Origin of the sequence: Vibrio sp. dhg, assembly GCF_003443775.1 — a bacterium.
In the GTDB taxonomy this organism is placed as follows: Bacteria; Pseudomonadota; Gammaproteobacteria; order Enterobacterales; family Vibrionaceae; genus Vibrio; species Vibrio natriegens.
Genome location: NZ_CP028943.1, coordinates 2,412,546 through 2,427,944, shown reverse-complemented (window position 1 = coordinate 2,427,944; position 15,399 = coordinate 2,412,546). Strand labels below are relative to the sequence as shown.

General features: G+C 45.4%; 12 protein-coding genes. 3 read left to right on the top strand and 9 right to left on the bottom strand.

Annotation, left to right across the window (positions count from 1 at the left end):
* Positions 1-24: 24 nt before the first annotated feature.
* Positions 25-576, bottom strand: a complete 552-nt coding sequence (locus DBX26_RS11190; RefSeq protein WP_065300131.1) for a gamma-glutamylcyclotransferase family protein — start codon at positions 574-576, stop codon at positions 25-27.
* Positions 577-789: 213 nt separating this feature from the next.
* On the opposite strand from DBX26_RS11190, the gene DBX26_RS11185 reads away from it, so the two are divergent.
* Positions 790-1,974, top strand: a complete 1,185-nt coding sequence (locus tag DBX26_RS11185) for an NnrS family protein (RefSeq protein ID WP_118119803.1) — start codon at positions 790-792, stop codon at positions 1,972-1,974.
* A gap of 56 nt (positions 1,975-2,030) precedes the next feature.
* Here DBX26_RS11185 and DBX26_RS11180 read toward each other — a convergent pair whose 3' ends face one another.
* The 5 genes from DBX26_RS11180 to DBX26_RS11160 form a co-directional block, all read right to left on the bottom strand.
* Positions 2,031-2,978: a CorA family divalent cation transporter gene (locus tag DBX26_RS11180; RefSeq protein WP_118119171.1), complete on the bottom strand. Its 948-nt coding sequence runs from the start codon at positions 2,976-2,978 to the stop codon at positions 2,031-2,033.
* Positions 2,979-3,120: 142 nt separating this feature from the next.
* The gene (gene glpD / locus DBX26_RS11175) at positions 3,121-4,680 is read right to left on the bottom strand and encodes a glycerol-3-phosphate dehydrogenase (RefSeq protein WP_065300130.1); all 1,560 of its coding nucleotides are present in this window, start codon (positions 4,678-4,680) and stop codon (positions 3,121-3,123) included.
* 175 nt (positions 4,681-4,855) lie between these two features.
* Entirely contained in the window at positions 4,856-5,650 is a 795-nt protein-coding gene (locus DBX26_RS11170; protein WP_014232827.1) for a DeoR/GlpR family transcriptional regulator, read from the bottom strand.
* A gap of 179 nt (positions 5,651-5,829) precedes the next feature.
* Positions 5,830-7,347 carry a glycerol kinase GlpK gene (glpK, locus tag DBX26_RS11165; protein ID WP_014232826.1) on the bottom strand — a complete coding sequence of 506 codons (1,518 nt, stop codon included), beginning with the start codon at positions 7,345-7,347 and terminating at the stop codon, positions 5,830-5,832.
* Between the two features lie 59 nt (positions 7,348-7,406).
* Entirely contained in the window at positions 7,407-8,258 is an 852-nt protein-coding gene (locus DBX26_RS11160) for an MIP/aquaporin family protein (RefSeq protein WP_065297295.1), read from the bottom strand.
* A 749-nt stretch (positions 8,259-9,007) separates the two neighbouring features.
* Here DBX26_RS11160 and glpT point away from each other — a divergent pair.
* Together glpT and glpQ are read left to right on the top strand one after the other, a co-directional pair.
* The gene (gene glpT / locus DBX26_RS11155) at positions 9,008-10,372 is read left to right on the top strand and encodes a glycerol-3-phosphate transporter (protein ID WP_020334317.1); all 1,365 of its coding nucleotides are present in this window, start codon (positions 9,008-9,010) and stop codon (positions 10,370-10,372) included.
* 56 nt (positions 10,373-10,428) lie between these two features.
* On the top strand, positions 10,429-11,484 hold the full coding sequence (gene glpQ, locus DBX26_RS11150; protein ID WP_118119169.1) for a glycerophosphodiester phosphodiesterase: 1,056 nt from the start codon (positions 10,429-10,431) through the stop codon (positions 11,482-11,484).
* Between the two features lie 78 nt (positions 11,485-11,562).
* Here glpQ and dapD read toward each other — a convergent pair whose 3' ends face one another.
* The 3 genes from dapD to DBX26_RS11135 form a co-directional block, all read right to left on the bottom strand.
* Complete coding sequence (gene dapD / locus DBX26_RS11145; RefSeq protein WP_118119167.1) at positions 11,563-12,594, bottom strand: 2,3,4,5-tetrahydropyridine-2,6-dicarboxylate N-succinyltransferase; 1,032 nt, start codon at positions 12,592-12,594, stop codon at positions 11,563-11,565.
* A gap of 301 nt (positions 12,595-12,895) precedes the next feature.
* Complete coding sequence (locus DBX26_RS11140) at positions 12,896-14,650, bottom strand: PKD domain-containing protein (protein ID WP_118119165.1); 1,755 nt, start codon at positions 14,648-14,650, stop codon at positions 12,896-12,898.
* Positions 14,651-14,976: 326 nt separating this feature from the next.
* Positions 14,977-15,273, bottom strand: a complete 297-nt coding sequence (locus DBX26_RS11135; protein ID WP_014232820.1) for a YebG family protein — start codon at positions 15,271-15,273, stop codon at positions 14,977-14,979.
* Between the last annotated feature and the right edge of the window lie 126 nt (positions 15,274-15,399).

Genomic DNA, 15,399 nt, shown 5'->3' with positions numbered 1-15,399 from the left:
TAACTGAATACGAAAAAGGAGCCTTTAGGCTCCTTTTTCGATCAACGCATCAATCAGCTCATAATGATGGTCATGAACACCCGCTAGGTTTCCGTATTTCGGTTGATGACGATCATTCTCTTTCGCGTGTTGCCAACCCACGGTATGTCTAACAAAGTGTTCGGCAAAAGAGTGCGAAACCTCCAGACAACCAGCCAAAACGGTATCAACGTAGCTTTGCATTATCGGGCTGTTAGAGCAGGGTGGTAGTGGCTCATCTTTCACATAAACCCAAATAGCGTGATCGGGATTAAATGGTTGGTCTGTTTCAATTTGATCGGGACTAAGCTGAATACGGTGATAGCCACGTTCGCGACGATCGAATTCTGCTAAAGCTTCATCATTGACTTCAAGTAGCACGCCGTTGACCTGTCCTTGTCCTTCGTTAACGACCAGTGGGGACAAGGTGTAGCTGTCATCGATTTTGCCCCAATAACGAACTAATCCGTGTGCGATGACTGGAATTGCTGCGCCTGTTTGTCCAGTCAACTTTCGTGAGGCAGAATTAATCAAGCTGCCATAGCCGAATATGTACATCTGTTTACGTCCCTTACTTAATTGCGAACCGCCTTTCTTTATACCTAACCCTTCTTAGAAGCACAAACTTTACCCCCAAAGTATAGTCTTCCCATTAACATGTATTTTTAATGTATGTTTGTGGTAGTATCCATTTTGTCGCTGAAAATATCTGGGCTGGCAAGAATGATCCGATCATTCAACCTGCATAGAAACAAGCTTGAGGGCCAAAAAATGCTGAATATCACCGATAAAAAAGTGGAAGAAAAAATCCCTGCATGGCTGCGTTTAGGGTTTCGACCGTTTTTCCTATTTGGCGCTATCTATGCCATCGTCGCGATTGCTTTGTGGGTGTGGATGTTCCAGACCGGACAGCCTAGTGCACTGCGCGTTCCTGCTCTTTGGTGGCATGTGCATGAAATGTTATTTGGTTTTTCAATGGCGATCGTCGCTGGCTTTGTGTTAACTGCGGTACAAAACTGGACGGGAATAAATGGCACCAAACATTACACACTGTTGGCTATTTTTGCCTTGTGGCTTGCGCCCAGAATTTTACTCTGGACGCCAATCCCTTTGTGGTTAACGAGTACTATCGAAGCGTTATTTTTATTGTTTGTCGCTTATGAAGTAGGGATCCGAGTATACCGCTCTAAAGGGTGGCGAAATCTGTTTTTTGTCCCGCTGTTCTTATTGGCGATCTTTGCTAACTTTGCCAGCTACGCGACGGTGAAGGGCATGCCACCATTTTCCTCTTCAGCGGTTTGGCACGCTATGCTGTGGTGGTTTACCTTGTTATTGTCGGTAATGGGTGCACGGGTCATTCCGTTCTTTACTGCCCGCCGTTTTAACTTCGAAAAAGCGCAACCGTTGGTATGGCTTGATTGGCTGGCAAACCTTCCTTTGGTGATGTTGTTTATCTTAAGCTTCTTCCCTGTAACTTTTTCTCAACTTGGCCAACCTCTAATGGTGTTTGCCGGTTTAGCTCAACTTGCTCGCTTCTTACGTTGGAAGCCATGGCTAACCTTAAGTGAGCCACTGGTTTGGTCGTTGCACGCGGCGTATTTGTGTTTACCCGTGAGTTTACTTTTGCGTGGAGCTTGGGGGGATGCATTTGCGACGCATAACCTGATTCACTTATTCGCGATAGGTGCTTTAGGCGGTTTGATATTAGCGATGATTTCGCGTGTCACCATGGGGCATACGGGGCGTATGATTTACAAAGGACCGAATATGAGTATCGCCTTCGCTGCCGTTATTGCCGCAGCTGTGGTTCGCAGTTTTGCTGTGATTTTCGACCCTGCCAGAATGATGTTGTGGATAGATATCAGCGGCGGATTGTGGATATTAGCATTTGGCATGTTTGTATGGCGATTTGGTTTTATGCTGGTTACCCCACGTGCCGACGGTCATCCAGGATAAAGCTACAGCGTAAAAAAGAGGAGAGCACATCTCCTCTTTTTTGTATCTTCGCGAAACTACTCGTCGTCGCTTTTGTTAGTTAACCCAAAGCGTTTTAACAGCAGCCACTCCAGAGCAAATATAATAATTAATGCTACGCAGAACCAAGTGAAGGCGGTTGCAGAGTCCACGCCAGGCATGCCGCCGATATTAATTCCCAGTAGCCCAGTTAAGAAACTGGTCGGTAAGAAAATAGTGGCAACCAGTGTAAATAGATAACTGTTCTTATTGGTTTTTTCATCGCGATTGTGCTTAATCTCTTCCTGGAACAATGCCACTTCGCCCAGATAAAAGTCGATGGTTTCGTTTATGCGTGTAATATTGTTGTGCGCAAATCGGTACTGGTGGGGTCTGGAAACTACGAGATCGGAGCTTGATTCCAGCAAATCACGGATCGCATATTGCTGCGGACGTATAAAGCGTTTGATGGAAATAAGCGCCTTTTGAGCGGAGATATGCTTATAGGTGGACTCATCGTTCACGTCGAAATGATTAAGAGTTTCTTCAATCGTATCCAGATAAAGGTCAATCTTCCCGTTTAAGCCTTCGATGATTTGATTAAGCAGGCTTGCCAAACTCTTTGGTCCCTTCTGTTCAGCCAAGGCCTGGCGGATTTCCATAATCGCACGCGAAGGGATTTTCCGTGTTGAAATCAACGCACCTTGGAAATATAAAATCCGAATACTAAGCATATCTTCTGGAGACGCATTCTCATTCATATTGATGCCACGCAGAATCAACATGAAGTTTTCGTCGTCCAGAGGGTGAAAAGAGGGGCGACTTTCATCGGCGAGTAAATGATCAACGGTCGCTTTAGGCACTTGATTGTGCTCCAGCCAGCCACGAATATCTGGATGAAGTCTTTCGCAGTGGTACCAATGTTTCGCTTTGATTTCTTGTGATGTCGTTGCTTCTTGAGTTGCTATTGGCGTTGAAAAATCCCAATGCCCAATCATAAACCCCATATTCTTTTCCTTATCATGAGATTACTTGCAGTCTATTGAATGAGTATGATTGCATTTTTAGCGAAAAGTCTACGAAAAATTTCCGAAAGCGCTAAAACAACAAAGCCTGCACGAAGCAGGCTTGGTCACGGGATTGGAGTCATTAGCCCACTTGTGAGAGGTTCACGACTTTCTGTTGTAACTTTTCTTTTAAGTATTCTGCAAGAGATAGCTTTTCTTCGTCGCTCATGTAGAGCCCGAGCTTGGTACGACGCCATAAAATGTCTTCGTCAGTCAGGGCCATTTCATGGTTCATCAAGTAGTCAATTTCACGCTGATATACGCCACCGGCTTGTGTAGAGAAGGCTTGGCCTAAATCGGCTTCACTTGTCGCTCCCTTCATTAGCTCCCACGTTTGTGTTCCAAACTGAGTGACGTAACGCAGAATTAGCGCTTTTGGTGCCCAGGCGTACTTGGCGTGGATCTGTTTCGCCAGTTGTTCGCGACTACAGCTGAAGTTACCGCCCGGCAGAGCTTGGTTTGCTGTCCAGTTACCGCCCATTTGTGGCAGGAATGGCGCCAGCTTTTTCATCGCAGCTTCACCCAGTTTTCGGTAAGTCGTTAGTTTACCGCCGAAAACCGAAAGTAATGGAGCCTGATCGAATTCCGCATCAAGTTCCAGTGTGTAGTCTCGCGTGATCGCCTGTGGCGAGTCTGACTCATCATCGCACAGTGGGCGCACACCGCTGTATGTCCACACCACATCTTCGCGCGATAGCTGGTGGACAAAGTGCTGATTGACAATGTCGATCAGATAATCGACTTCGTCATCAGAGATAGCAACTTCTCGTGGGTCGCCTTTGTATTCGACATCTGTGGTACCGACGATCGAGAACTTATCCAAATACGGGATCATAAACACGATGCGGTTATCTTTGTTTTGCAGAATATAAGCCTGAGGCTCGTTGTGGATACGAGGAACAACAATGTGCGAACCTTTGATCAAACGAATATTACGTGGAGAAGCTTGCTCTAGTCCTTCATCAAAGAACTGTTTTACCCATGGTCCCGCAGCGTTAACCAGTGCTTTCGCTTTACGTTCAAAACGTTGATCTGTCATTGTGTCGTGGATCGTGACATGCCAGATGCCGTTTTCGCGATGCGCTTTTTCTACTCGGCAGTAGTTACGAACTTCTGCATGGTTTTCACGTGCTGCGAGAACGTTAAGTAGAACTAAGCGAGCATCATCTACCCAGCAGTCGGAGTATTCGAAACCTGTTTTTATCTCTGGTTTTAATAAGCCAGACTTTGCCAGATTAACGGTCTTGCTGCCTGGGAGCGTAGTGCGTTTACCTAAGTTATCGTAAAGGAACAAACCACAGCGGATCATCCACGCTGGACGTAAAAATGGACGATGAGGTAAACGGAAACGCATAGGTAACGCAACATGAGGTGCTTTGCGAAGGATTACTTCACGTTCTGCGAGCGCTTCCGAAACTAAACGAAACTCGTAGTGTTCAAGGTAGCGTAATCCACCATGAATAAGTTTGGAGCTTGCTGAAGAGGTTGCAGATGCAAAGTCGTTAGCTTCATACAAACCAACACTTAATCCACGGCCTGCAGCATCAGCAGCGATACCAGCCCCGTTAATGCCGCCACCGATAATGATCAAGTCTAAAGGAGTGGATGAGTCAGTTGTGGAAGCATTTTTTTGTATACTCATAAATTTGACCTCTTTGGTGAGCGAACGAGCATTTTAGAACATGGTTTAATCCTAACTTAGGTTTCGTTTGCGGTCATCTGTTATTTTCGTTTTTGAGCGTTTTGTGTGATTTGGGCACAAAAAAACCTCTGTCTAAGTAAGGCAGAGGTCATTTAAAGGTTCAAGTTTGAGCGAATTATTTATTTTCTTCGTCTGTCGCCCCGTTTGCGTCGACAACTTCAAGAGGGATGGAGGCTTCTTTTAAAATAGACAGAATTTCTTCAGGTGGCTGCTTATTGGTAAATATCATGTTTAACTGAGCGATATTGCCCAGTTTCACCATCGCATTGCGGCCAAACTTAGTGTGGTCTACGGCCAGAAATACGCTGCGACTGTTATCGATGATAACCTGCTTTACTCGTACTTCATGGTAATCGAAGTCCAGCAGTGAACCATCGAAATCAATACCACTGATTCCGAGAATACCGAAATCGAGGCGGAATTGTTTTACGAAGTCCAGAGTGGCTTCACCGACAATACCACCATCGCGGTTACGAACTTCGCCGCCAGCCAGTATCACTTTGATTTCTGGATTAGGGTAAAGAATGGTCGCAACGTTGATGTTGTTAGTGACCACTCGAAGTTGTTTGTGGTTTTTATTGAGTGCACGTGCAACGGCTTCCGGCGTCGTTCCGATATCGATAAAGAGCGTCGCGCCATCAGGTATGTGTTTGACCACCTCTTCTGCAATCACATCTTTTTCGTTGAAGTTAAGTGCTTTACGCGTGTTGTAAGAGGTATTTTCCGAGCTGAGAGGGATGGTGGCGCCACCGTGATAGCGACGAATTCTGTTATCGTCGGCGAGTTCATTGAGATCGCGTCGGATGGTTTGTGGGCTGACATTGAATCGTTCGACCAACTCATCCGTGCTGACATAGCCTTGTTTTTTCACCAACTCGACAATCTGCTGGTGTCTAGGTATTTGCTTCACTTACGACTCCATTGTGCACGGGTAGCTAGCTCCCAATGCTTAACATTCGAAATATATTGAGTAATTTGGAGATATTGTGCTCGAATTTGCGCGTTGTGAGAAGTAAAGCGATCAAGGAATCGGGGATAAGACGCAAAAAGAGCGCTCGAATGGCGCTCTTTGTTCGTGTTGCTAGAGGATTAATCGTCTTCGTCGTGAAGTTCTGACCAGGTTTGAGCACATTTCACTGCACGCTTCCAGCCTTTGTAGCGACGATTACGTTTCTCTTCATCATCATGAGGTTCAAATGTACGATCAATTACCGCTTTACCTTGCAGTTCATCGAGGCTATCCCAATATCCTACCGCCAAGCCTGCCAGGTAAGCTGCACCCAGAGCGGTTACTTCAGTGACTTCAGGGCGAAGTACTTGCGTATTTAGCACGTCAGACTGGAATTGCATCAAGAAGTTGTTTGCTACTGCGCCGCCGTCAACTCTTAGGTTAGCCAACTGGATTCCAGAGTCGGCTTGCATTGCATCCAATACGTCACGGGTTTGGTAAGCGATGCCTTCCAAAGTTGCACGAATAATATGGTTTGAGTTAACGCCTCGAGTTAAGCCAACAATGGTTCCTCGTGCGTACGCATCCCAGTATGGTGCGCCAAGGCCAGTAAAGGCTGGTACGACGTACACACCATTGGATGTGTCTACTTTTGTTGCGAAGTATTCAGAGTCTTCTGCGCCATTAAGAATCTTAAGCTCGTCACGTAGCCACTGAATAGACGCTCCGCCCATGAACACCGCGCCTTCGAGTGCGTATGCCGGTTCACCTTTCGGGCCACATGCCAGTGTTGTCAGCAGGCCGTGTGTAGAGGTCACTTTTTCCTGACCAGTATTCATCAACAAGAAGCAACCTGTACCGTAGGTGTTCTTTGCCTGACCCGCTTCAACACACATCTGGCCGTATAGCGCAGCTTGTTGGTCACCAGCAATACCAGCAATAGGAATACGCGTACCACCTTTACCACCAATGTTGGTTTTGCCATAGATTTCAGATGAACGTTTTACTTCAGGCATCATTGACGCAGGAATACCCAACTCATCCAACAGCTTTTGGTCCCAGCATAGGTCATTGATATTAAATAGCATCGTACGTGAAGCGTTGGTGTAATCAGTTACGTGTACGCGGCCTTGTGTCATTTTCCACACCAGCCAGGTATCAACCGTACCAAATAACAGTTTTCCTGCTTCGGCATCTTCGCGGGCACCTTCGACGTTATCAAGAATCCACTTCACTTTGGTACCAGAGAAGTAAGGGTCAAGCACTAAGCCTGTGTTATCACGTACGTAGTCTTCTAAGCCGCGGCGTTTTAAGTCTTCGCAAATTTCTGCGGTGCGTCGACATTGCCAGACGATAGCGTTGTAAACCGGTTTGCCTGTTTCTTTGTTCCAGACGATCGTTGTTTCACGTTGGTTTGTGATGCCAATAGCCGCTAATTGATCGCTTCGGATGCCTGACTTAGCTAAAGCTTCAACTAAGGTTGAACTTTGTGTTGCCCAGATTTCCATTGGATCGTGCTCAACCCAACCTGCTTGCGGATAAATCTGAGTAAATTCGCGCTGAGCGACGCTGACGATATTCGCGTCGTGATCAAGAATTACTGCGCGAGAGCTTGTCGTACCTTGGTCTAGGGCAACAATGTATTTTTGCTCAGTCATGGTAAGAATCCTTTTATTTCGTTATTTATATTTTAGTAAATGTTCGGGTTAAGTCGGTTTTAAGCGCGAGCTTGTTCTGTTTCTTCTGTGTCACACTGATTCGGGATCGTACAGCCGTGACCTTGTTGTGGAAGATAAGCTGCAATCGCTTTTGGATATAGCCAACCACCAAAGCAAGCACCTGCGATTGGGGCGAGAATTGGGACAATAAAGTAAGGGATATCTTTCGCGCCAGTCAGTGCATAATCCCAGCCAGCAAAGTAGGCGAACAGTTTTGGTCCAAAGTCACGAGCTGGGTTCATCGCAAAGCCGGTTAGTGGGCCAAGTGAACCACCAATAACAGCAATAAGAATACCAATCAATAGTGGGTTCATTGCGCCGCGAGACGCACCGTTGCTTTCATCACCCAGAGCAAGAATCGCAAACATTAATACCGCAGTAATAACGAATTCGACAGCAAAAGCTCCCATGAAAGAAAGAGAAGCATTTGGGTAGGTAGAGAAAATTCCCGCTGTTGCTAAGGCCTCTTGGCTACTACGAACGAAATTGTGTGCGATTTCATAATCAGTAAAGAGGTTGGCGTACAAGCTGTAGACCAAAGCTGCGGAACAAAACGCGCCAAGTAATTGAGCGATGATGTATGGCAATACTTTTGCTTTATCGAAGCCATGGAACATGGCAAGAGCAATGGTCACCGCTGGGTTAATGTGAGCACCTGAAACGCCGGCTGTACAGTAAATAGCGATGGTCACACCTAAGCCCCATACTATGCTGATTTCCCACTGTCCAAAAGATGCGCCAGTTAACACTAGGGCTGCGACGCAGCCAACGCCGAAGAATATAAGTAATCCTGTACCGATAAATTCGGCCAAACATTCTCCGAACAGAGAAGGGTGTTTGTTGGTTGTCATGGTAAGAGTCCTTTAGTTAATTTTGCTTATCTAGCACGGTAGTATTGTGCATATAAACAATCTTTCGAAAACAAACGAGCGTTGAATTTGAGCGTTTGAGCATAAAAATGTTAATCAAACTCTTAATTTTTGTTAAATAGCGCATCTTTTAATCATAAAAGAAACTTACCGATCATCATTTTTTGAAGTTTAAGGTGTGATGCTTCATTCATGTTACCGATGCGTACAGGAATGGGAAACTGGTAAGAGGAGTTTTGTGAGGCTGCTGCGTGAAAGGTGATTTGTTGCACTGGTTTAGCATAATAAGTAACCCTAAATAGTTAGATCTTATAAGGAGTTATACGGGCTCTATTAAAGGGGGGGGAGTAAGTGACATTCCCGTTTTAGACCGGGATACGTGCTCGCACAAGCCCTGTTTTGTCTAAACTCGCGTCTAATTTATGCTGCGCCATTGGGGAGGTGCTATCACGTTAGTCACTTTGTGTTCGTCGGATAAGTTTCGCGATTTGGTGAGAGAATGCTCTTTTTCAAACATCCACAACATTAACGAAATATGCGTAAAGTTGAACGAAGTTCTAACTAATGAATTCTAATTAACTGTATTTACTGCAATTTAATTCTTATGCAACATTTGTCACAGAAATAGAGTTTTAACTTCATACAATGCGATGAGTTTCGAACGAATGTTTGTTTTGTTTCGTTTTTGTTTTTGGGTTTCTTACCATCGCATTATAAATAATGAGGTTCCTATGTTTGGAATATTCAAACCTAAGGCGCACATCGATCGTCTATCCCCGGACAGTATTGATAGCACCTACTCTCGTCTACGTTGGCAACTTTTCATTGGTATTTTTGTCGGCTATGCGGGCTATTATCTGGTCCGAAAAAACTTTAGTTTGGCGATGCCGTACCTAATTGAACAGGGCTTTAGCCGTGGTGATCTCGGGGTTGCGCTTGCGGCCGTATCTATCGCATATGGACTGTCTAAGTTCCTGATGGGCAGTGTTTCTGACCGTTCTAACCCTCGTTACTTCCTCAGTGGCGGTTTGTTGATGTCTGCGCTTGTCATGTTCTGCTTTGGTTTTATGCCGTGGGCGACGGGCAGTGTAACCGCGATGTTTATTCTGCTGTTTTTAAACGGTTGGTTCCAAGGTATGGGATGGCCAGCTTGTGGGCGAACCATGGTTCACTGGTGGTCACGCAAAGAGCGTGGTGAGATTGTTTCGGTTTGGAACGTTGCCCATAACGTGGGTGGCGGTTTGATCGGGCCACTATTTATCCTTGGTCTTTGGGCTTTTAACGACGACTGGCGTACCGCATTTTACGTTCCTGCTTTTTTTGCCACGTTGGTCGCGGTCTTTATCTGGATGACGGTTCGAGATACTCCTCAATCTTGTGGTCTTCCTTCGATTGAAGAGTACAAAGATGACTACCCTGATGATTACGATAAATCTCACGAACAGGAAATGACGGCGAAGGAAATATTCTTCAAGTATGTGTTCAACAACAAGCTGTTATGGTCGATTGCGATTGCCAACGCGTTTGTTTATTTGATTCGCTACGGCGTGTTGGACTGGGCACCGGTATACCTAAAAGAAGCGAAGGATTTCTCGGTCGATAAATCGTCGTGGGCTTACTTCCTGTATGAGTGGGCGGGTATCCCTGGCACGCTATTGTGTGGTTGGATTTCTGACAAGATATTCAAAGGTCGTCGTGCTCCTGCGGGTATTCTGTTTATGGCTCTTGTGACTGTTGCGGTTCTGGTTTACTGGTTTAATCCAGCAGGCAATCCGACGGTAGACATGCTGGCTCTGATTGCGATTGGCTTCTTGATTTATGGCCCTGTCATGTTGATTGGTTTGTACGCTCTTGAGTTAGCGCCGAAGAAAGCAGCAGGCACAGCGGCGGGTCTGACAGGATTGTTCGGTTACTTAGGTGGTGCCGTGGCAGCAAACGCCATTCTTGGTTACACGGTTGACCACTTTGGTTGGGATGGCGGTTTTATCATCCTAATCGGCTCATGTATCACTTCTATTGTGTGTTTGACCTATGCATTTTTAGGCGAACGAGCACATCACGATCAGAAAGCGCGCGAAAAGGAAGCAGTAGCGTAATATTTATTTAAAGAGGCAGTGGAATACTGCCTCTTCGCTTTATCAAGGAAATATCAATGAAAACAACGTCAGTATGTCTAACATTCTTAGCTCTGAGCTTATCAGCCGGAGCGATTGCCAAACCACTAGTTATTGCTCACCGAGGCGCCTCCGGTTATCTACCAGAGCATACGTTAGAAGCCAAAGCGCTTGCTTATGCCATGAAACCAGATTACATCGAACAAGATGTCGTGATGACCAAAGATGATCAGTTGGTGGTATTGCATGACCATTACCTAGACCGAGTTACCGATGTTGCAGAGCGTTTTCCCGATCGCGCACGTAAAGATGGCCGTTACTACGCGATTGACTTTACTCTGGCAGAAATAAAATCGTTGCGAGTGACAGAAGGGTTCAATATCGATGACAACGGTAATAAGGTTGCAGGGTATCCAACTCGATTCCCTATGTGGAAATCTGATTTTACTGTCCCTACGTTTGCTGAAGAAATCGAGTTAATTCAGGGGCTAAATAAAACTCTGGGTTACGATATCGGTATCTACCCGGAAATCAAAGCACCTTGGTTCCACCGTCATGAAGGGAAAGACATTTCAAAAGCGGTTCTGAAAGTATTGAAACAGTATGGCTATGATTCGCAAGACGACAGCGTGTATCTGCAGTGTTTTGACGCCAACGAACTTCAACGTATCAACAGCGAGTTGATGCCAGAAATGGGCATGGATCTAAAGCTTGTTCAGTTGATGGCTTACACCGACTGGAATGAAACTATGGTCTACAAGGGCGATACTGCAACACCATATGACTACGATTGGATGTTCGAGGTGGGTGGTATGAAGAAAGTCGCCGATTATGCAGAGGGGATTGGCCCTTGGAAACCGATGCTGGTGGATGATAAATCAACCCAAGATAACATCATTATCAAACCACTGATGAAAGCAGCAAAAGATGCCGGTTTACAGGTGCACCCTTATACTTTCCGTGCCGATCCGGGTCGTATTCCTGCTTACACCGATAGCTTCGAAGGCATGATGGATGTCTTCTACAGTCAGGTGAAAGTCGATGGTTTGTTTACAGATTTCCCAGACAAAGCGGTAAGTTTCTTGAATAAGTAACGGATATCGCAAAGTAACAGAAACAAAAATCCCCCAACTGTTTCCAGCTGGGGGATTTTTTATTCTAATTCAAAAAAATTAGTTGTTTGAGTGCAGTTCGCTGTTCAGTTCAACCGCGCTCTTGTTCGCAAGGCACTCAACCTGACCTGTTTGAGAGTTACGACGGAATAGCAAGTCAGATACGCCAGCAAGGTCGCGAGCTTTAACGATTTCTACTTCGTTGCCTTCTTTATCCAGCATACGAACTTTAGTACCAGCAGTTACGTACAGGCCTGACTCAAGAGTACAACGGTCGCCCAGTGGGAAGCCAAGACCCGCGTTCGCGCCTAGTAGTGAGTTTTCACCGATAGAAACAACCACAGTACCGCCACCTGATAGTGTACCCATGATAGAAGCACCACCACCGATATCTGAACCGTTACCAACCACAACACCAGCAGAAATACGGCCTTCAACCATGCTCACACCTGTTGTACCTGCGTTGAAGTTGATGAAACCTTCGTGCATAACCGTTGTACCTTCGCCCACGTGTGCGCCAAGACGTACACGAGATGTGTCAGCGATACGAATACCAGTTGGTACCACGTAGTCGACCATTTTAGGGAACTTGTCGACACAGTCTACGCTTAGCGTGCGGCCAGCCAGACGAGCATCGATTTGACGATCTGCCAGTTCAGGCAGGTCGATTGGGCCTTCGTTTGTCCATGCGATGTTGTGTAGCAGACCGAAGATGCCATCCAGAACGGTGCCGTGTGGCTTAACCAGACGGTTAGAGATAAGTTGTAGCTTTAGGAAACCTTCAGCAACAGATTGTGGCTGCTCGTCAGAAGCTAGGATAACCAAAACAAGTGGTTGTGCAGATTCTGCTGCTTTAGTTGCGAAAGATGCGTTTGCAGCATCGCCGTTTGCTTCGAAAGCTGCTGCAAGTTCTGCGCTTTGTGCTGCAGAGATCTCGATAGCTTGGTTGCCTTGCTCGTATCCTGCTACTGCCGCTAGCGCGTTTACTAGCTCGTCGCTTGGGTTAAGAACTGGGTTAGGAAAAAACGCTTCGATGATTTTACCGTCACGGTTTTTAGTTGCCGTACCAAAGGCTAGAGAAAAGAAAGCCATAGTTAATCTCCATCTGTTGAGTCTTGGTCTCGCCTGTTCACTGACAAGAATCTAAATAAGTTGATAGTCATCATAAAGACACTGTTGGGGAGTTTAAAGAGGTGAAATACAGAAAGTCCGTAGATGGATACCTTTTGTCTTTTAAGAGATATGTCTGTCTGATGAGAAATGTGACCTAAACCCAGCATGTCGCTTGAACAATAAGAAGTCCAAGGCTCTGAAATGAAACAAGCCAAGTCAAAAAGACTTGGCTTCGTGAACTAACAAATTACTCGGATATTATCCATCCAGAAGATGGGAATTACTTAACCCTGACCAGTTCAGGTTGCGCATATTCCCAACTAGTCGTGTAGTCATTCAGTGATTTAATCATGTAGATTTCTCCGCCATCAGCGACAAAGGCAAACTGAATATGCTCTTCACCTGTCCCCCATGAACCTTCACGATTGGTTGCCGCAAAACTTTTTGAGACGGTGCTGCTAACTTTGTCAATCACACGGAGCTGGCGACTTTGCTCGCCTTCAGCAATCACATACTCACTGCCAGTATCAATAAATGCAGTGATTGATGGTTTGTAAGTGTCACTCCAGTTAGATAGGGGAAGTCGACCTGCCCACTGCAAATCTAAGCGGTTGCCATCCTTTAGCGTATAGTAGTTGCCGTCGCCATCGATATAATGGTCACCTGCTTTATCAAACCAGAATACCCCTCCGTGTGAATAGTTTCCATGATACTCATCTTCGGTATTCTGCAAGTTCCATTGCCCTGACTCAACGAATACGCCAGTAAAACTTTGTGGCGAGAGGTTAGCCACCAATCCTAACAATACGTCCCCGTTACTACCCAGTTTAATATCGGGGGAATACCAATCGACTCCTTCAGATATCTCACTGACTTTCGTAGAAATATCGATTTTCTCGAGGTTTGAACCCGCAGCAAATAGATCATCACGACGCACTGCAATGCTTGGAGAATTATAACTCGTAGAGATCTGTTGGCGGGTTGGTGTCGCTAGATCCGCTGAATTAAAATCAAATACTTCAGCTTGATATTCTGTCGCGACAACAACGCGACCTTGCTTGGCAAGAGTATCAACAGTTAGAGAAACAGGCTGGTTAGAAAGGCTAAAGCTGTGTGTCTTTCCCGTTGCTAAATCATATACATGCAGCTGACTAGCTGGTGATTTTGAAGTCATTACTAACAGATTTAAGCCTGGAACGTAAGCCGCTTGTAACACTTCATACCCGAACTTCAAGCGTTCGTTTACCGCTAGCGCGTTACTTAAGGCTTGTGTTGGTGCTTCAATCACAAAGTCCATTGGCACCTGAAGTGGGCTACCTGATACAGGGTAGTCACACTGCTCGTCGTAACATACATTGAGTTCTAAATCGCCACTATAATCGCCAACAGCGAGGTTATGTGGCAACTTTAAGTCAATTAAAGCAGCGTATTCATCATAGGATTTTGGTGTCAGAGATAGCTGGTTGACCCGCACTTCACCGTCTGAACGTGATAGCTTGAGCTGATCACCATGGTTACCGCGAAGACGGATGGTGCGCTGCTTGAGATTATTATCCACGAGAGAGTTGGTTGCCGCGTGATAGTAGATCGTCTCGTTTTCTAACAGGATCGCTTGTTCGTTAAGCTCGACACTATAGTTAATCGTTGCGTTAATTGGTGAGCCAGGAACGTGCTCATTACAATACTCATCAAAGCAGGCCAGCATAGAAATCTGATGTTGGGTTGTGCCATTACCTGCTTTGTAGCCAGGCTCTAAGTCAATCTTTAGTATCCCGCCAGTTTCAGAAGTAAACACAATCTCAGCGTTTTTCACCAGAGGACTTTCTGAAGCAACACCCACATGGATCTGTTGTGCGGTCACTCCTTTTGAATCAAATGCGATATGTGCGGTTAATGGCAACATCGTATGACCGACAATATCGACCGTCGGCTGTGGGCTGAACACGCGAATATTACCGCTGCTATCACCACCACTGCCACCACCTCCGCAGCCGACCAAAAATAACGCAATAACCAAAGAATTAAATTTGTACATAATTTCACCTCTCTGAAAAGTGCCGATATTTTGTATCGCTAATTAATTAGCAACAACAATTACTTATCGCCATTGGAGGTTGTGGGTGCGAATTTCGAGTCATATCAATAAATGGGCAGGATGTCACAATTTTGGAGTGCAGTTACTCAACTAAAAGGGATGATTTCAGCCTAGGAAAGAAGTTTTAGGTGGTTTTTTACTAAACTAAATGCGTATTGAATATTTTAATTTAGAGCAAGTGAGATCTTGTTTAAATATTTTATCTGTGATCAGAAGGCATAAAAAAACGCCACAATATGCAGCGTTTTTTGAAAAGCTTGGCAATCTTATGCGGCGTCTTCGTTTTTGTCTTCTTCAACAGCTTCAAGTTTCTTCGCTTTCTTTGGTGCAGGTCTACGTTTTGCACCTAAAGCATAAAGCACTTCTTCTTTGTTTTGCGCAAGGAACATGGCAAGATCTTCCTGCTTATCTTCCTCTTCAAGAAGTTCACTCTTACCTAGCAGAGAGAATAGCTCGTCCGCCATATCCAGCATTTTGTCATATGCGTCAGCTTCCGCTTTAGAGGTAAAAGTCATTTTCTCTTCTCCATTGCGTTCTACCACGTACTTGACTATTACAGCCATGGTTAGTCCCCTAATTTGGTGAATTGATACTGGCTTTTTATACAGTTTTTAACCAGCTAAGTCTAGAGCAGTAAAGCCTGGTGAGTTAAGAATGCGAAGCGAGTAGAGCTAACTGACCAGCTATTG